16 protein-coding genes and 1 tRNA gene are annotated in these 16,858 nt (G+C 67.5%); 12 read left to right on the top strand and 5 right to left on the bottom strand.

Translation table 11 applies throughout. From position 1 onward, the window contains the following. The first annotated feature begins 20 nt into the window (after window positions 1–20). Window positions 21–593, top strand: a complete 573-nt coding sequence (locus ASV56_RS16335) for a cupin domain-containing protein (protein WP_062563034.1) — start codon at window positions 21–23, stop codon at window positions 591–593. On the opposite strand, the gene ASV56_RS16330 is transcribed toward ASV56_RS16335, so the two are convergent. Beyond that, window positions 590–1,258, bottom strand: a complete 669-nt coding sequence (locus tag ASV56_RS16330) for a substrate-binding domain-containing protein (RefSeq protein WP_062563033.1) — start codon at window positions 1,256–1,258, stop codon at window positions 590–592. The genes ASV56_RS16335 and ASV56_RS16330 overlap by 4 nt on opposite strands. Before the next feature lie 91 nt (window positions 1,259–1,349). Here ASV56_RS16330 and ASV56_RS16320 point away from each other — a divergent pair. The 3 genes from ASV56_RS16320 (at window position 1,350) to ASV56_RS16310 (ending at window position 5,112) form a co-directional block, all read left to right on the top strand. Then, window positions 1,350–2,476 (top strand): IS3 family transposase gene (locus ASV56_RS16320; protein WP_152988090.1). Its coding sequence is split into 2 segments (ribosomal slippage): window positions 1,350–1,614 and window positions 1,614–2,476, totalling 1,128 coding nucleotides; the frame shifts between segments, so codons are not numbered across the junction. A 261-nt stretch (window positions 2,477–2,737) separates the two neighbouring features. Then, the gene (locus ASV56_RS16315) at window positions 2,738–3,985 is read left to right on the top strand and encodes a molybdopterin-dependent oxidoreductase (protein WP_216635404.1); all 1,248 of its coding nucleotides are present in this window, start codon (window positions 2,738–2,740) and stop codon (window positions 3,983–3,985) included. A gap of 26 nt (window positions 3,986–4,011) precedes the next feature. Then, the gene (locus tag ASV56_RS16310) at window positions 4,012–5,112 is read left to right on the top strand and encodes a transglutaminase-like domain-containing protein (RefSeq protein ID WP_062563031.1); all 1,101 of its coding nucleotides are present in this window, start codon (window positions 4,012–4,014) and stop codon (window positions 5,110–5,112) included. A 126-nt stretch (window positions 5,113–5,238) separates the two neighbouring features. Here the strand turns inward: ASV56_RS16310 and ASV56_RS16305 are convergent, their stop codons facing one another. Beyond that, window positions 5,239–6,441: an aminotransferase class V-fold PLP-dependent enzyme gene (locus ASV56_RS16305; protein ID WP_062563030.1), complete on the bottom strand. Its 1,203-nt coding sequence runs from the start codon at window positions 6,439–6,441 to the stop codon at window positions 5,239–5,241. Between the two features lie 184 nt (window positions 6,442–6,625). On the opposite strand from ASV56_RS16305, the gene ASV56_RS16300 reads away from it, so the two are divergent. The 5 genes from ASV56_RS16300 to ASV56_RS16285 are packed head-to-tail and all read left to right on the top strand — an operon-like array spanning window position 6,626 to window position 10,840. Continuing rightward, window positions 6,626–6,859 carry a sulfurtransferase TusA family protein gene (locus ASV56_RS16300; protein WP_062563029.1) on the top strand — a complete coding sequence of 78 codons (234 nt, stop codon included), beginning with the start codon at window positions 6,626–6,628 and terminating at the stop codon, window positions 6,857–6,859. Window positions 6,860–6,888: 29 nt separating this feature from the next. Continuing rightward, the gene (locus tag ASV56_RS16295) at window positions 6,889–7,251 is read left to right on the top strand and encodes a DsrE family protein (RefSeq protein WP_062563028.1); all 363 of its coding nucleotides are present in this window, start codon (window positions 6,889–6,891) and stop codon (window positions 7,249–7,251) included. Between the two features lie 9 nt (window positions 7,252–7,260). Continuing rightward, window positions 7,261–7,761: a hypothetical protein gene (locus tag ASV56_RS23715; RefSeq protein ID WP_156429214.1), complete on the top strand. Its 501-nt coding sequence runs from the start codon at window positions 7,261–7,263 to the stop codon at window positions 7,759–7,761. Then, on the top strand, window positions 7,758–9,326 hold the full coding sequence (locus ASV56_RS16290) for a hypothetical protein (RefSeq protein WP_156429213.1): 1,569 nt from the start codon (window positions 7,758–7,760) through the stop codon (window positions 9,324–9,326). The genes ASV56_RS23715 and ASV56_RS16290 overlap by 4 nt, the downstream gene beginning before the upstream one ends. A 20-nt stretch (window positions 9,327–9,346) precedes the next feature. Next, window positions 9,347–10,840, top strand: coding sequence for a 5-methyltetrahydropteroyltriglutamate--homocysteine methyltransferase (locus ASV56_RS16285; RefSeq protein WP_062563027.1), 1,494 nt, complete (start codon window positions 9,347–9,349; stop codon window positions 10,838–10,840). A gap of 35 nt (window positions 10,841–10,875) precedes the next feature. Here ASV56_RS16285 and ASV56_RS16280 read toward each other — a convergent pair whose 3' ends face one another. Beyond that, entirely contained in the window at window positions 10,876–11,259 is a 384-nt protein-coding gene (locus ASV56_RS16280) for a hypothetical protein (protein WP_062563026.1), read from the bottom strand. Window positions 11,260–11,520: 261 nt separating this feature from the next. Here ASV56_RS16280 and selA point away from each other — a divergent pair, with 261 nt between their 5' ends. Continuing rightward, window positions 11,521–12,930 (top strand): L-seryl-tRNA(Sec) selenium transferase, encoded by a 1,410-nt coding sequence (selA, locus tag ASV56_RS16275; RefSeq protein ID WP_253880114.1) that lies wholly within the window; start codon window positions 11,521–11,523, stop codon window positions 12,928–12,930. Between the two features lie 20 nt (window positions 12,931–12,950). Then, window positions 12,951–13,898: a thioredoxin-disulfide reductase gene (trxB, locus tag ASV56_RS16270; RefSeq protein ID WP_062563025.1), complete on the top strand. Its 948-nt coding sequence runs from the start codon at window positions 12,951–12,953 to the stop codon at window positions 13,896–13,898. 22 nt (window positions 13,899–13,920) lie between these two features. Here trxB and ASV56_RS16265 read toward each other — a convergent pair whose 3' ends face one another. Both ASV56_RS16265 and ASV56_RS16260 read right to left on the bottom strand, forming a co-directional pair. Continuing rightward, a complete protein-coding gene (locus ASV56_RS16265; protein ID WP_062563024.1) occupies window positions 13,921–15,552 on the bottom strand; it encodes an MFS transporter in 1,632 nt (543 codons plus the stop codon). Window positions 15,553–15,576: 24 nt separating this feature from the next. Further along, window positions 15,577–16,470: an NAD(P)/FAD-dependent oxidoreductase gene (locus tag ASV56_RS16260; RefSeq protein WP_062563023.1), complete on the bottom strand. Its 894-nt coding sequence runs from the start codon at window positions 16,468–16,470 to the stop codon at window positions 15,577–15,579. Window positions 16,471–16,741: 271 nt separating this feature from the next. Here ASV56_RS16260 and ASV56_RS16255 point away from each other — a divergent pair. Further along, window positions 16,742–16,835 (top strand) — tRNA-Sec (locus ASV56_RS16255). Window positions 16,836–16,858 lie beyond the last annotated feature (23 nt).

Genomic DNA, 16,858 nt, shown 5'->3' with positions numbered 1-16,858 from the left:
ATGAGAAACCGTTCACGATCATGAACAAGGAAAACAGTGAGCTGGGCGATCTGCGGCTGGGCGCGCGGCTGCGAATCCTGCGCGAGCGTGCCGGCCTGTCGCAGCGCGCCCTGGCCAAGCGCGCCCATGTCACCAACGCCACGATCTCGCTGGTCGAGGCGGACAAGATGAATCCCTCGGTCGGCGCGCTGCGGCGCATCCTCGACGGCATCCCGGTCAGCCTGTCAGAGTTCTTCGCCTTCGAGCCCGAGCCCGAACAGGCCATCTTCTACCAGGCCGGCGACCTGCCCGAGCTGGGCAAGGGCAAGCTGTCGCTGCGCCGGGTCGGCCACAGCCAGTTCGGCCGCGCCATGACCATCCTGCACGAATGCTATGAGCCCGGCGCCGATACCGGCCGGGTGATGTATCAGCACGAGGGCGAAGAAGGCGGCGTGGTGATTTCCGGACGGATCGAGATCACCGTGGGCGAGGAACGCCGCATCCTCGGCCCGGGCGACGCCTATTATTTCGACAGCCGCAGGCCCCACCGCTTCCGCCAGGTCGGGGCCGAGCCCTGCGTCATCGTCTCGGCCTGCACGCCGCCGACCTTCTAGCGCCGCATCAACAGGTCGCGGCTGGTCTGCTGTAACGCCTCGACAAAGCAGCGGATGGCGGCGCGATCCTGCCAGTCCTGCCGCGCGGCGATCTGGAAATGCGCCGCATAGGACAGCAGGTCCGGGCGCAATGGCCGCAGGCGCCCGGGGAATTGCGCGGCGAAATGCGCCGGCAGGTGCCCCAGATAGGCGCCCGACAGGATCAGATGCGCCTCGGCCTCGATATTGGCGACGGTGGCATGGGGCGCGGCGATGGCAAAGATGCGAATGTCGCGCGCCGCCCAGTAGCTGCGGGCGATGATGCGGTGTTCGCGCACCGTGTCGATGCCGATATCGCCGTCCGGCACTTCGAAAAGCGGATGGCCCTGCGCGCAATACAGGTGGTGGGGTTCGTCATGCAGATCCAGGTAATCCAGCCCTAGCACCGCGCGCGGGAAGCTGCCGACGGCCAGGTCGATCTTCTGGCCGATGACCTCGCGCAGCAGTTCCCCCGGCGGCAGCGTGATCACCTCGAGATGGACCGAGGGCGCGCGCTCGGCAAACAGCGCCACGGCGCCGGCCACCGGACAAAGCGGATCGGTGATGATCGTGTCCACGATCCCCAGCGTCAGGTTGCGCGGCAGTTGCGAGCTGAGCCCCGCGATGCGCGTGGAAAACTGTTCCATGGTCGCGATCAGCCGCTGGGCTTCCTGGAGTGCCCCCACTGAAGTGGTCCACCCACTGGGATAGAAATATCCTGTTCAGGAGGACCATCAGATGGCAGGCAAGCGAGACAAACCGGAAGACATCGTTCTGAAGCTTCGACAGATTGAAGTGCTTCATGGACAGGGAATGGCAATTTCCGACGCGGTGCGGCAGATCGGCGTGACCGAGCCGACGTATTATCGCTGGCGCAAGCAGTATGGCGGCATGAACCGGGATCAGCTGAAGCGTCTCAAGGAGCTTGAGGCGGAGAACCAGCGGTTGCGGCGCGCGGTGTCAGATCTGACCTTGGACAAGATGATCCTGAGCGAGGCTGCACGGGGAAACTTCTAAGCCCTTCGCGCCGTCGCCAGTGCATTGACCATGTGCGGCAGGCGCTCGGCATATCCGAGCGCCGCGCCTGCCGCATCCTCGGGCAGCACCGCTCGACGCAACGCAAGGTTCCTTGCGGCGCCCCGGACGAAGAACGGCTGACGGAAGACATCATCACGCTCGCTCGCACCTACGGGCGATATGGCTATCGGATGATCACCGGATTGCTGAACAACGCCGGTTGGCATGTAAATCATAAACGCGTGGAACGGATATGGCGGCGTGAAGGGCTGAAGGTCCCGCAAAAGCAGGCAAAGAAGGGTCGGCTCTGGTTGAACGACGGGTCCTGCGTCCGTCTCCGGCCGGAGCACCCGAACCACGTCTGGTCCTATGATTTCGTTCAGGACCGGACACATGACGGACGGCTGTTTCGGACGCTCAATATCATCGACGAATTCACGAAGGAGGCGCTGGTGATCCGTGTAAACCGCAGGCTCAATTCCACCGACGTAATCGACGCCCTGACGGATCTGTTCATCTTGCGTGGCCCGCCTGCGTTCATAAGGTCCGACAATGGCGCGGAATTCATTGCCAAGAAGGTGCAGGGCTGGATCGGCGCAGTTGGTGCCAAGACCGCGTTCATCGAGCCGGGTTCACCCTGGGAGAACGGGTATTGCGAGAGCTTCAACGCTCGATTCCGCGACGAACTCCTGGATGCAGAAGTCTTCTATTCGCTCAGGGAGGCCCAGATCCTCATCGAGCGATGGCGCCGCCACTACAACACTGTCAGGCCGCACAGCTCCCTGGGATACCGCCCACCCGCACCGGAAGCCGTCATCCCAATAGACCAGCGGCCGACGATGCACTAACAATCAACCCGGACCACTCGGTGGGGGCAGTCCACGCGGCATCCACGAGATGCCGAGAAAAGCATAACAAATTTCGAGCCCTCATCACGATGATAAGCGAGCTTCTCGAGGCTGCCTTTGATACTGATGCTCCACACGCCGGAGTGGCGGACCGATACAGAGGCAGAGATGGGCATATCGCGACGCCGCTTTTTCATGGGCATGGCAGCAGGTTTCCTCGGTGCAGGGCTGGGCATTCCGCGCCTGTCTCTGGCCGAAACGATGGCCAGGCTGACGTACCGCCAAGGCGGTCGCGGCCCCTCGCGCTTTCATCCCAACTTCGTCAAGGATGTCGGGCTGCTGACCGACCTGAACGCCACCAACCAGGGCGGCGCCTGGTGGAATTTCGACAGCTACATCACGCCGGTCGAACAATTCTATATCCGCAACGAATACGCCACGCCGCGCGCCGAAATCGACCGGCGGGTCGATCCCCGCTTCTGGCGGCTGCGCATCCATGGCGATGCCGTCGAGCGACCAATCGAGATCACCTATGACGACCTGCTGAAAATGCCCTCGCGCAGGATCCAGAGCGTGATGCAATGCGCAGGAAACGGCCGCACCCTGTTCTGGGAACAGGAGGGCATGCTCGAGGGCGATCGAAGGGTCAAGGGCAACGGCTGGGGCATGGGCGGCATCGGCATGGCGGAATGGGACTATGTGCCGATGAGCTATATCCTGGACCTGGTCGGGTTGAAGCCGAATGCGAAAGCCTGCCTGTTCTGGTCGGGCGTGGACGGCAAGGCGCCGAACACCGAATCCGACACCGGCCGCCCCATGCCGATCGCCGACATCCTGGAACGGCCCGACGATATCGGGCTGGCCTTCAGGATGAACGGCATGCCGCTGCCGCCCGACCATGGCGCCCCGGTCCGGGCCCTGGTTCCCGGCTGGTGCGGCGGCGCCTCGACGAAATGGCTGACCGAGATCAAGATCGCCTCGCATGATTTCTGGGTTCGTCTGAATACGATCGGCCATTCGATGGTCGGCCCGGACTATCCGCCGCCCGTGCCCGCGCCGGATGACGAGTTCCGCTTTGTCACGCCGAAGGATGTGATCGGCGTGCCGGTGACCTGGCACGTCGCACGGTCGTTCCTGACCTTGCCTCTGACCCTGTCCCGGCAACCCGATATTCCGGCGAATTATCCGCTGGCCCGGGACGAGGTTCCGGTCATCCCCGCCGGCCCGCAAAGCCTGCGCGGCTATGCCTCGGCCCCGCGCCATGGCGTGGCCAAGGTGCATGTGCGCGTCAATGGCGGACCATGGGCCGAGGCACGCATCCTTGATTCCGCCCCCAACCGCTATAGCTGGGTCCGGTTCGAAATGCCTTTCGATCCGCTGCCAGGCGAGTATCTTGTGGAAACGCGCCTGACGGACAAAAGCGGCGCGGTCCAGCCCGACGCGACCCCGTTCAACGCCGGAGGCTACGACTACAGCGCGGTGCCGCGTTTCCGCATCATCGCGGCATAAAGCAAACGAAACCGGAGGATCCGACCATGACCAGCACCAATCGACGCAACCTGCTGAAACTCGCCCTGGCCGCCGCCGCGACACCCGCCCTGCCGGGCCTGCTGCGGGCGGCGCCCGAGTCCCGCGGCTTCGCCCCGGCGGCCACCGACTGGCGCAGCTTCGAGCTGCGCACGCGGGTCAGGCTCGCGCCGCAGGGCGTGACGCAGGTCTGGCTGCCGGTGCCGGCGGTCGAGACGGACTACCAGCGCAGCCTGGATCACGGTTTTACCGGCAATGCCAGCGAGGCCGCTTTCGTCACCGATCCGGCCAGCGGGACGCGGATGCTGCATGCCCGCTTCGATGCCTCGACCGCCGAGCCCACGGTCGAGCTGGTCAGCCGCGTTCAGACCCGCAATCGCGTGGTGGACTGGAACCGGACGTCGGACGTGCAAGAGGATCCGGCGGTGCTGGAGGCGGCGCTGAAGGGTTCCAGCCTCAAGCCGCTGGACGGCGTGGTGCTGGAACGCGCGCGCGAGATCACCAAGGGCGCCACCAGCGACCGCGAGAAGATCGCCGCGATCTATGCCTGGATCGTCAATCATTGCTATCGCAACCTGGACACGCCCGGCTGCGGACCGGGCGACATCCAGGCCACGCTGACGACGGCCGGGCTCGGCGGCAAATGTGCCGACCTGAACGGGCTTTTCGTGGGGCTGGTGCGCGCCTCGGGCGTGCCGGCGCGCGACATCTACGGCGTGCGCGTGGCGCCCTCGGCCTTCGGCTACAAGCAGCTGGGCGCCAACAGCCCGGAGGTGACCGGGGCGCAGCATTGCCGGGCCGAGGTCTGGCTGGCGGGCCATGGCTGGGTGGCAATGGACCCGGCAGACGTGCTGAAGGTGATGCGGGCCGAGACCGACCGCTGGATCAAGGACCCGGCCGATCCGCTGGTCGCGCCGGTCAACGCGGCGCTGTTCGGCAATTGGGAAGGCAACTGGCTGGCCTATAACACCGCCAGCGACGTGGCCCTGCCCGGCGTGGACGGCGCCCTGCCCTTCCTGATGTATCCGCAGGGCCTGAACGCCCAGGGCCGGCTGGATGAGCTGGACGCCAAGGCCTTCACCTATGAGATGACCGCGCAAGAGGTCTGAGCAATCCCCTCGGGCGGGCATTCCGGTCCCGGATGCTTGCCCGCGGGGCCGCGACAGGGGCGGCGCAGCGTCTTTCGGCTGCGCGGCGCCGCCGCCTGTCGCAACAGCGGCATGTCGGGCTGACGGCTACAGGGCGCGGAGCGCGGCGCAAAGCCGGTCGATATCCGCGCGGGTGGTATAGAGGCCCAGGCTGGCGCGGCACAGCGCCTTGACCCCCAGCGCCGCCATCAGCGGTTGCGAGCAGAAAGAGCCGGCGCGTATGGCGATGCCTTCCTGGTCCAGCAGCGCCGCCAGGCGTTGCGGCGATCCGGCCCGCTGCAGCCGGAACGAGAACAGCGGCCCCTTGCCCGGCGCCATGCCGAACAGCTCGATCCCCGGCACCTTGGCCAGCTCCGCCCGGGCATGGGCGACCAGATCCCGCTCATGCGCGCGAATGCGCGCCATGCCGATGCCGCCGAGATAGCCCAGCGCGGCGCCAAGCCCGATCTGGGCGACGATCGCCGGGGTGCCGGCCTCGAACCGCAGCGGCGGCGCGGCATAGGTTACGGCCTCGCGCGTCACCTCGCGGATCATGTCGCCGCCACCGCGATAGGGCTGCATCTCGGCCGCCCGCGCGCGCCGGACCCACAGCGCGCCCGAACCCGAGGGACCATAGAGCTTGTGGCCCGCCAGCGCATAGAAGTCGCAGCCGATGGCCTGCACGTCCACCGGCGCATGCACCGCGCCCTGCGCGCCATCGACCAGCACCGGCACGCCGCGCGCCTGCGCACCGGCGCAGATGGCGGCCAGATCGACCTCGACCCCCAGCACGTTCGACATCTGCGTGACCGCGACCAGCCGGGTCCGCGGCCCGATGGCGTCGATCACCGCCTGCGGGTCCAGCGTGCCGTCGGGCTCGAAATCCACCCATTTCAGCACGACGCCCTGGCGTTCGCGCAGGAAATGCCAGGGCACGATATTGGCGTGATGCTCGGCCGCCGACAGAACGATCTCGTCGCCCGGACCAAGCCGCGGCGCGGCCCAGGCTGCGGAAACCAGGTTGATCCCTTCGGTCGCGCCCGAGGTGAAGATCACCTCGTCCTCCTCGGCGTTCAGAAAGTCGGCAACGATCCCGCGCACGGATTCATAGCGCTCGGTCATCACTGCGGACAGGTGGTGCAACCCACGATGCACGTTGGAATAATCCTCGGCATAGGCCGACATCACCGCATCCAGCACCGCCCGCGGCTTCTGCGCCGAAGATGCGCTGTCCAGATAGCACAGCGGCTTGCCGTTCACTTTGCGCGCCAGGATCGGGAAATCGCCCAGCAGGTCCAGCGGTCCGGTCATTGCCTGTTCCTCCCTTCATGATCTGCATATTCCTCCTGCGGGATGGACGCCCGCTCAACCACGCATCACGCAAAATGATGCTGCGATAATCAGGCTGGGCGCTGGAGAAGCCGGATGCCATGTTAACCCGTCATCACGATTTTGAACCCTCGGACGGCCCCGCCGTCCCCCGGATGGTGGTCGCATGACGCAAGACGAACAGCTCTGGAATGCAGCGGATCTGGGTTGCGGCGAGTTGGTCGTGCTGCTGCGCATCCGGTTGCGCAAGATGCCCGGGCAGGTGCTGCGCGTCGTCGCCACCGATCCCGGCGCGCCCGAGGACATTCCCGCCTGGTGCCGCATGACGCGCTGCGAGCTGCTGCGTCACGACCCGGCCACGCATTCCTTCTGGATCCGGTCGCGCGACGACTGGAACTGACCCCAACCCCCATCACTCAGGAAAATCCCATGCCCGGAAAATTCGTCGTCTCGATCAGCTGCGCCCAGGACAATACCGACAAGGCCACCGTCGGCTTCGTGGTGGCCAATGCCGCCGTCGCCTCGGACAAGCAAGCGGTGGTCTTTCTGTCCATCGAGGGCACCCGGCTGTCGCAGAAAGGCTATGCCGACGGCATCCACGAAGAGGGCTTCGCGCCGCTTTCGGAGCTGATGGCCAGCTTCGCCGAGGCCGGCGGCGAGATCTATGTCTGCTCGCCCTGCTTCAAGAAGCGCGGGCTGGACGAGGACAACCTGATCGCCGGCGCCAAGGTCGTCGGCGGCGCCAAGCTGGTCGAATTCATGTCGGACGGCGCGCCGTCGATCTGCTACTGAGGCCCGACGATGATCCCCGTCAGGTCCATGGCGCTTGCCTTCGTGGCGGCCGCGCTGGCCTATATCGCGCTGTCCTTCGCGCTTTTCGAGATGCCGCAGACGCTGGAGGCGGCGCAGGATTGCGGCTTCCTGCCCGGCGAATTCGCCGGCCCGGGCGAGCTGAGCTATGCCCGCAACCATGCCTTTGCCGTCAGCTTCCTGCGCAAGCAGGAATATTTCACTGCCATCACCGTGGGGCTGGCCATCGCCTTTGCCGTCTTTGCCCTGCGCATCCGCCGGGGCGGCGCCATTGCCGCCGGCGGCGGGCTGCTGGCGGTCTCGGCGCTGTGCGTCTCCTGCCTGGCGCCGGTGCTGTCGGTGATCGGGCTCGGCGTCGCCGGCAGCCTGCTCGCCGGGGTGCCCAAGGCGCTTCTGGCGCTCAACACGCTGCTGCTGACCGGCTGGGGCGTCCTTTACCTCTCGCGTCGCGGCACGGCCTGCCCGCTACCCAGCAAGGAAATCCTGCAATGAAACAGATCCTGATCGCGCTGGCCTGCTCGACCGCGCTGGCCTTCCCGGCACTGGCGGTCGATTACGCCGAGGTCCTGAGCCCGGCAAAGCCCGGTCTGCCGCTGGCCCATCCGGTCATCATGCAAAAGGCTGCCGACCTGCCCTTCACCAGCCCCGACGAGGGCATGGTCAATCCGGCCTATGTTCCGGGCCTGCCCGGCCTGCCGCAGGGCTACACGCTGGCCGATGATTTCGGCCGCGCCCCGGTCAAGCATGACGGCGTCTTCATCCGCCAGAGCCGGGTCGAGGGCGACGAGGTGGTGATCCCCGCCGGCGGCCTGGTCTATATGGAGGACACCTGGGGCGGCGAGGTCGCGCTGCGCGGCGAACAGCTGCCGGTGCTGGGCCGCAAGCCGGTCTACATCGACTACGACATGTCCATCGCCGTGCAGGAAAACGTCACCCTGCCCGCCGGGAAAAGCGTCGCGGTGGGCGGGACCGCCTATAGCTATTCCGCCACGGTCGGGCATGAGACGCTGGCGAACCACACGCTGCAGACCGGCACCATCGGCGGCACCGACTGGGATTGGGCCTTCGGTGGCCCGGTGCTGTCGGACACGGAAACCGGCTGGTACGGCATGCGCTTTGCCGAGCTCTACAACCAGGGCCAGGCCCGTTCGGTCTCGCGCGAGGCGATCACCTTCGACTGGCTCTCGGGCGTGCGGATGGACCGGCTGCTGCTGGCGGAAAACACCGTCTTCAAGGGCTTGGCCGGGGCCGGGCAAAGCTGGCAGCTCGGCGGTCGCGAACTGGTCGTCAAGGCGGTGGACGAGGCCGCCGGAAACGTCACGCTGGAATTGCGCCAGGACGGCAAGGCCGTCGCCGAAAAGACCTTGGGGCCGGTCGTCGGCGACCGGCTGATCGAGGACACCGCCGCCCGCAAGGCGTTGATCTTCGAGCATGGCGATGTGGTGGCGTTCCTGTCGCCCTGGCCCGAGCCGTTCCAGGACGGCAAGGCCAGCCTCAAGGTCTATGACGGCGCGTTCAGCCTGGCGTTCGGCGCCGATTACGCCGCCGATCCGCGCTTCGCGGTCTATCCGCTGGGCTGTCCGACCGGCCACAATTTCGGCTTCATGCTGGTCAACAAGCAGGAAATCCGCATCCCCGCCGGCGGCAAGGCCGAGGGCCCCGAGGGCTATTTCCGCATTACCGTCAATGGCATCGCGAATGGCAGCGTCACCGATTGGCATGTCGAGGACCGGCAGGGCAACCGCTCGCTGAACCTGGGCGGGGCGGGGGTCGGCACCATCGACCTGGTGCTGGGCCAAGGGCGCGCAGCCGGGCAGTCGATGTTGAAATCGCTGGGCCGCGGCCTGCTGGCGCGCACCTATGACGCCGCGCTGCGGGCCGAGATCGCCGCCCTGCCCGAAGGCGCCCAAGCGGCCGCGCCGCTGCCCGCCCCGGCCGCGACCACCGCGCAGGTGCTGCCGGCCACGGGCGGAACGGGCGCGCTTTACCTGGCCATCGGCCTTGGCGTGCTGGCCGCTGGCGCCTTCGGCTTCGAGATCGGCCGCCGCAGGGCCTGAGCCGCAGCAAGGAGCGTGACATGGACAGCATCGCCGAACTTCGCCACGACCTGGCCCCGGATGCCGGCTTTGACGGCGGCGACCTGGATTGCGGTAACGGCCTTCTGCTGCTGATCCGCAAGCATATCGACCCGCTGCCGCGCGGCGGCCTGCTGGAGATCCGCTCGACCGAGATTTCGGTCGATGAGGACCTGCCGGCCTGGTGCCGGATGACCGGCAATGAATTCCTGTCGCTGCGCCGACAGGGCCGGCAGCGGTCCTTCCTGATCTGCAAGGGCGCGCTGTCGGAACGTCGGGCCGAGCCGCCGCCCACCGTTCCCGCCGAACCGGCGCCGCTGCCACCGCGGGTCGCGCGCCCCGTGCCGCCGGTGCCCGAACTGGCGGTGATGGGCATGGGCTCATGGCCGCGGCCGCGCTGGATGGTCGAGGCCATGCACGCCCATGTCGAGGGCCGCCTTTCGGAGACCGCCTTTCACCAGACCGCCGACGATGCCGTGCGGCTGGCCGTCGCCGCGCAGGAACGCGCCGGCGCCGATGTCGTCACCGACGGCGAGCAACGCCGCGACAGCTATGCCAGCTTCGTCGCGACGCGGCTGGAGAACTGCCAGCTGATCCCGCTGACCGACCTGCTGCCCCTGGTCGATCACCCCGAGGAATTCGCGGCCGAACTGCGCGCGCTCGACATTCCGGCCGGCGATGTGCGGCACCCGGCGGTCTTCGGCCCGCTGCGCCGCACCCGCCCCATCGTCGCGCATGAGGTCGATTTCGCCCGCGCCCTGACCGACAGGCCGGTCAAGGTCGCCCTGCCCGGCCCCTATCTGCTGACCCGGACCATGTGGATGGAATGCATCTCGGACCGCGCCTACGCCAGCCGCGAGGAACTCGCCGCGGACATCGTCCGCGTGCTGCGCGAGGAGCTGGCCGAGTTGATCGAGGCCGGCGCCGCGCTGATCCAGTTCGACGAGCCGGTGCTGTCGGACGTGGTCTTTTCCGGCGCCAAGAACAAGCGCAGCTTCATGTGCGGCGCACTGTCGGAAACGCTGGCGCCCGAGCATGAGCTGGGCTTTGCCCGCGATCTGCTGAACGCGGTCTTCGACGGCTTCGACCGCGGCCGCATCGCGCTGCATGTCTGCCGCGGCAACTGGACCCCCGACGAGTCGGTGGCGCTGAGCGGCAGCTATGCGCCGCTGATCGACACCCTGGCCCAGGTCCGCGCCGGCGCCTATCTGCTCGAGGCCGCGACGCCGCGCGCGGGCGACATGGGCATCCTGTCGGCGCTGCCGCAGGACGCGCGCATCGGCGTGGGCGTGGTGAACCAGAAGCTGCAGACGGCCGAGGCGGTGGACGAGATCGCCGCCCGCATCCAGCGCGCCATCACCCTGTTCGGGCGCGAGCGGGTGCTGCTGCATCCCGATTGCGGCTTCGCCACCTTCGCCGACAATCCGATCTGCTGCGGCGATCTCGCGGCGGACAAGATCGCCGCCATCGCCCAAGCCGCGGCGCGGTTCCGGTGAACGCGCCGCGGCCGGTTGCCGGAAGGCGGGGAAGGTCAGCCCGCCGCGTGCCGCATGGCCTCGAGACGCTCCCGCGCCTCGTCGAGGGCGGCTTCGCGATGCTTCGTGACCTCTTCCAGCAACCTCTCCTTGGCCCGGTCCAGCAGGGCCTCGGGCGCCAGATCCGGTTCAAAGCGCCAAAGCTGCGCGGGCTCGCCGTCGATGCGCGCCCGGACCTCGCCCGCGGCATCGCCGTAGTCCAGCCAGACCTGCCAGCGGAAGGTGCCAAGCCAGCCGGTGATCGACCCCATGGGCTTGCCGACATGGACGATCACATTGTCACGCGACAGATCCTTGACGATCCCGGCTTGCCCGGCCAGCGCGGTCGCGAAACGGTCCTTTTCCTTCAATGCGTCGATCGCCGCCGCCATGCCCTGCATATCTGTTCTCCTGCCATGATCCGCGGCATTCAGCGCCGCTCGGGCGATCAAGGGCGATTTCATGGATTCGTGCAAACCCCCATCACGCAATTGGATGTGCGCAGAACAACATGGGACGAAAGAACGCGGGAAGCCGCAGACATCCCGCAGCGGCCCGGCGCGGCGGCATCACAGTTTTCGATCCTGCCTAACCGCTTGCGACGCGGCATCTCGCCGTCGAACGGCTAGAGTGCGCCCGAGATTCACGAGGCGGAAAAGACCATGACCATGCCAACCGCGCTTTCCGCCCTGCCCCCGGTGCATGAGATCCTGCAATCGCCCGAGGGACGGGATTGCACCGCGCGGCACGGCCATGCCGCCAGCCTGGCCTGCATCCGCGAAGTGCTGGATGAATGCCGCCAGCGGCTGCTGGCGGGCGCCGCGGGCACCGGAACGCGCGAAAGCGCCGCCGGGCAAATTGCCGGTGTCGCGCTGGAAAGGCTCGACCAGCGCCACGCGCCGGCGATGAAGCGCGTGCTCAACATGACCGGCACGGTGCTGCACACCAATCTTGGCCGCGCGCTTTACGCGCCGCGGGCGGTCGAGGCCGCCATGCGCGCCATGACCGGGCCGCTGGCGCTGGAATACGACCTCGACGCCGGCCGGCGCGGCCAGCGCGACGACGCCGTGCAGGCGCTGGTGGCCGAGATCACCGGCGCCGAGGCCGCCTGCATCGTCAACAACAACGCCTCGGCCATCCTGCTGGTGCTGGCGGCGCTGGCGGCGGGGCGCGAAACCATCGTCTCGCGCGGCGAGCTGATCGAGATCGGCGGCTCGTTCCGTATGCCGCAGATCATGGAAAGCGCCGGCACCCGCCTGCGCGAGGTCGGCACCACCAACCGCACCCATCTGCGCGACTACGAAAGCGCCATCGGGCCCGACACGGCGCTGCTGCTGAAGGTGCATCCCTCGAACTATCAGGTGCTGGGCTTCACGCATGAGACGCGCTGCCCGGAGCTGCTGCCGCTGGCGCGCAAGCACGGGCTGCCGTTGGTCGATGACCTGGGCTCGGGCGTGCTGGTTGATCTGTCGCGCTGGGGCCTGCCGCGCGAACGCAGCGTGCAGGATGCACTGGCCGAGGGCGTGGACCTGGTGACCTTCTCCGGCGACAAGCTGCTGGGCGGGCCTCAGGCCGGCTTCATCGCCGGGCGCCGCGACCTGGTCGAGGCCTGCGCCCGCCATCCGCTGAAACGCGCGCTGCGGCTCGACAAGGTGCGGCTGGCAGCGCTGGAGGCGACGCTGTCGCTTTACCGCGACCCCGACCGGCTGGCCGAGACCCTGCCCACGCTGCGCCACCTGGCCCGGCGGCCCGACGAGATGCGGGCCATGGCCCAGGCGATCCTGCCCGCGCTGGCCGCTGCCCTGCCCGCGAGCCATGCGCCCGGGATCGCGGAATCCCAGGCGCAGATCGGCTCGGGCGCGCTGCCGCTGGAAACGCTGCCGAGCCTTGCCTTGCGCATTCCGGCCCCGGGCGCCAGCGCCGAGCGGATCGCCCGCGCGCTGCGCCGCCTGCCGCTGCCGGTGATCGGCCGCATCGCCGAGGGCGCGGTCTGGCTGGACCTGCGCTGCCTCGACGATGCCCGGGCGCTGGTCGAAGAACTGCCCGGCCTTGCCGCGCTGCTGGACGAATGAACCACAACCAAGGAACTGCCATGACGGAACGCCATTCGAAACTGATCATCCTGGGCTCGGGCCCGGCCGGCAATACCGCCGCGATCTATGCCGCCCGCGCCAATCTCAAGCCCATGCTCATCGCCGGGATGGCGCATGGCGGGCAGTTGATGACCACCACCGACGTGGACAACTGGCCCGCCGATGCCGAGGGCGTGCAGGGGCCGGAGCTGATGGAGCGGTTCCAGCGTCATGCCGAGCGGTTCGAGACCGGGATCGTTCACGACCACATCAACACGGCCGACCTGAGCGCCCGGCCGATCCGGCTGGAGGGCGACAATGGCAGCTATACCTGCGACGCGCTGATCGTCGCCACCGGCGCCTCGGCGAAATACCTGGGGCTGCCCTCGGAGCAGGCGATGATGGGGCGCGGCGTCTCGGCCTGCGCGACCTGCGACGGCTTCTTCTACAAGGGCAAGCCGGTCGCCGTGGTCGGCGGCGGCAATACCGCCGTCGAAGAGGCGCTGTATCTGGCGAACATCGCCAGCCATGTCACGCTGGTCCACCGCCGCGACAAGCTGCGCTGCGAGAAGATCATGCAGGACAAGCTGATGGAGAAGGTCGCCGCCGGCAAGATCACCCTGCGCTGGAACAGCGAAGTGGACGAGGTGCTGGGCGATGACCGCGGCGTGACCCATGTCCGGCTGCGCGGCACTGCGGACGGCGCCACCGACGAGATCGCGGTGGACGGCGTCTTCATCGCCATCGGCCATCATCCGAACACCGACCTGTTCACCGGGCAGCTCGAGATGGACAATGGCTATCTGGTCACCCAGGGCGGACGACACGGCATGGCGACCCAGACCTCGATCCCCGGCGTCTTTGCCGCGGGCGACGTGCAGGACCAGATCTATCGCCAGGCCGTCACCAGCGCCGCAAGCGGCTGCCAGGCCGCCCTGGACGCCGAGCGTTACCTCGACGGGCTCTAGCACCCCCCGGCGGCTGCGCGGCTCAGGTCTCGGGGCTGCGCAGCGGTTCCGGTGCCTGGGCCGGGGCCGCGGGCGAACGGACCAACTCATAGCGGATGCGGGGTTTTTCGTCCCCGGATCGGTTCAGGTCGCGCAGCCGGGCGGTAATCGCCGCCTCGGCTGCGGTGCGCCGCAGATGCAGGCGCTGCATGTCCAGCCAGGTCGGCGTCTTGAAACGCTCGAACCACAGATCCGCGGCGGCGATATCGCGCGACAGCGTCCAGTCCCGCGCCCCGGCCCGCATCCGCGCGCTGCGACGCTTCGCCATCAATGCCAGGAACTCGGTCTCGTCCTCGGGCGCGATGCGGTATTCGACCACTGCCAGCATCGGGCCGCTTTTATGCACCAGATCCAGCCTTGGCTGCGGCGCCTGCCAATGCGCCTGCGGCTCGATCCCGGCGACGTCGAAGTCGCGGATCCTCAGCACCAAGCCCAGGATCGCACCCAGGATCAGCACGGCGGCCGAGACCTGCAGCGAAAAAGCCGTGGAATGATGCGTTGCCAGCCAGCCCCACAGCCAGCTTCCCAGCGCATTGCCGGCAAAGCAGGCGGTCTGGTATAGCGCGTGGCAACGCCCGACCACCCAGCGCGGCGCCGACATCTGCACCGTGGTGTTGAAGCTGGCCAGCGTCACCAGCCAGCTGCCGCCGGCCAGCGCAGCCGCAGGCAGGGTCAGCGCCAGCGAACTTCCGAACGACACGGCCAGCACGCCCGCCGCGAACAGCACGAAACCGCCGCGCACCTGCTGTTCGACCCGCAGGCGGCGGGCAATGGGACCGTTCAGCATCGCCCCCGCAACCCCGCCCAGGCCAAAGGCACCGAGCAGCAGCCCATAGATCCGCGGCCCGCCGCCCAGCAGGTCGCGCGCCACCAGGGGCATCAGCGCCATCAGCGAGATCCCGGCGAGATTGAAGATCGCGGCCCGGATCTGCACACGCATCAGATTGGGCGACAGCGCCAGATAGCGCAGGCCGGAAGAGATTGCGCCCAGCAGGTTCTCGGGCGGCAGTTCGCCGGCGTGGCGCGTGCTGGGCCAGCGCCGCGCCACCAGGATCACGCCCAGGTTCGACAGCGCATTGACGCAGAATGCGGCAAAGGCGCCCAAGGCCGCGACCAGCAGCCCGCCAAGCGCCGGGCCGACCGTGCGCGCGATATTGAATCCCAGGCTGGTCAATGAAATCGCCTGCGGCAGCATCTGGCGCGGCACCAGCTCTGTCGCCATGGTCTGCCAGCCGGGATTGTTCAACGCCTTGCCCGAACCGACCAGAAAGGTCAGCACCAGCAGGCTCCAGGGCGACAGCACCCCCAGCCAGGCGCAGACCGCCAACAGGCTGGACACGATCAGAAGGAAGCTCTGCGACCACAGCACGATGGTGCGCCGTCCCAGCGCATCGGCGACCGCGCCCGCCGGCAGCGCGAACAGCATCACCGGCAGGGCGACCGAGGTCTGCACCAGCGCAATCTGTTCCGGCGTGCCCCCGATCGAGGCCATCAGCCAGGACGCGCCGACCATCTGGATCAGCCAGCCGAAATTGCCCGACAGTCCGGTTAGCCAATAGGCCAGAAACGCCGGGCGGCGAAGCGGCGCAAAGGTCGAATGCTGCGGCTGCGTCATCGCGCGGCCATTCTGCGGGCCCGATCAGTCAATCGCGCCCACCACCTGCCGGGCGTCCGCCTCGGCATCGGACAAGAGCCCGCCGAAGCCGCTGCGGACCGAGCCCGCCGCCCAGAGGCCGGGCAGTGAGGCGCGGCCAGCGGCATCCGTGACGATGGCGCCGCGCGCATCGCGCTCGACCGTCGCAGGCAGGAAATCGACCAGCGGATCCTGGCCGACGAAGACGAAAAGCGCCCGGCAAGGCAGCAGCTGTTCCGAACCGTTCGGGCCTTCCACCCGTACCCCAGTCAAACCGCCGGCATCCTGTTCGATGGCCCGGACCGTGCTGTTATGCATGAGGGTGATGGAGGCATCCGCTTCGGCGCGGGCGACGAAATCGGGCCGCGCGCGCGGCGCCGAGCGCAGGACCAGCGTCACCCGCGCTCCGAACATGGACAGCGTCAGGGCCTCCTGAAAGGCGGAATCGCCGCCGCCGACCACGATGGTCTCCTGGCCCGCGAGCATGGGACCATCGCAATCGGCGCATTCCGAGATGCCCCGACCAATCAACGCCTCTTCGCCCGCCAGCCCCAGCCGGCGAGGCCGCGTGCCGCTGGCGATGACGACATGACGGGCCAGCACCTCGCCCGCATCGCTGCGGATACGCCAGCCCTTGCTGTCTTGCGACAGCCCGGTGACGGCGCCGTTCAGGGTCTCGATGCCCAGGTCCATGTTCTCCATGGCCAGGCTGGAGACCAAATCCGGCCCGCCGGTCGGCTTGCCCTCTGGCGCGGGATCCAGATGGTTGACATTCATGACGAAGCCGCCGGCGAACATCTGCTCGAAGGTGATGAGCTCCAGGCCTTTTTCCTGCGCCAGCCGGGCCGCCATGAGTCCCGCATAACCCTGGCCGATCACCGCAACGTCATATGTCTTCATCTCGTCCTCCTGACCGTTCGGCCGGATTCCGGCCTGCGCGGCTATCCATACAGGCAGATATCGGGGAACAAGCCTTCAGCTTGCTGAAGTATGATCCACTTTTTGTTATGCTCGTTTCGGAAAGGTAAAGATAATAGCGAGGAGTTTGTGAAATAAATCAATAATATCAGTAGAATAATTATAATACGTGCGCAAAAGACACAATCCGAGCATCTTGATCCCGTGATCCGCCTTGTTGACATGGAAGGCGCCGGCGGGTATTTCCGGCAGCGGAAGAGAAACATCCCTGGTGGGATGCCCGGACTTCAAATCCGGCGGAAGGTGTCTTGCGTCTTCGGTGGGTTCGATTCCCGCCTCTTCCGCCATCACGCCATCCGGACCGGCCAGG

Source organism: Paracoccus aminovorans, from assembly GCF_001546115.1.
In the GTDB taxonomy this organism is placed as follows: domain Bacteria; phylum Pseudomonadota; class Alphaproteobacteria; order Rhodobacterales; family Rhodobacteraceae; genus Paracoccus; species Paracoccus aminovorans_B.
Note: the sequence above shows the minus strand (reverse complement) of the source record. Positions and strands in the feature narration are given on the sequence as shown.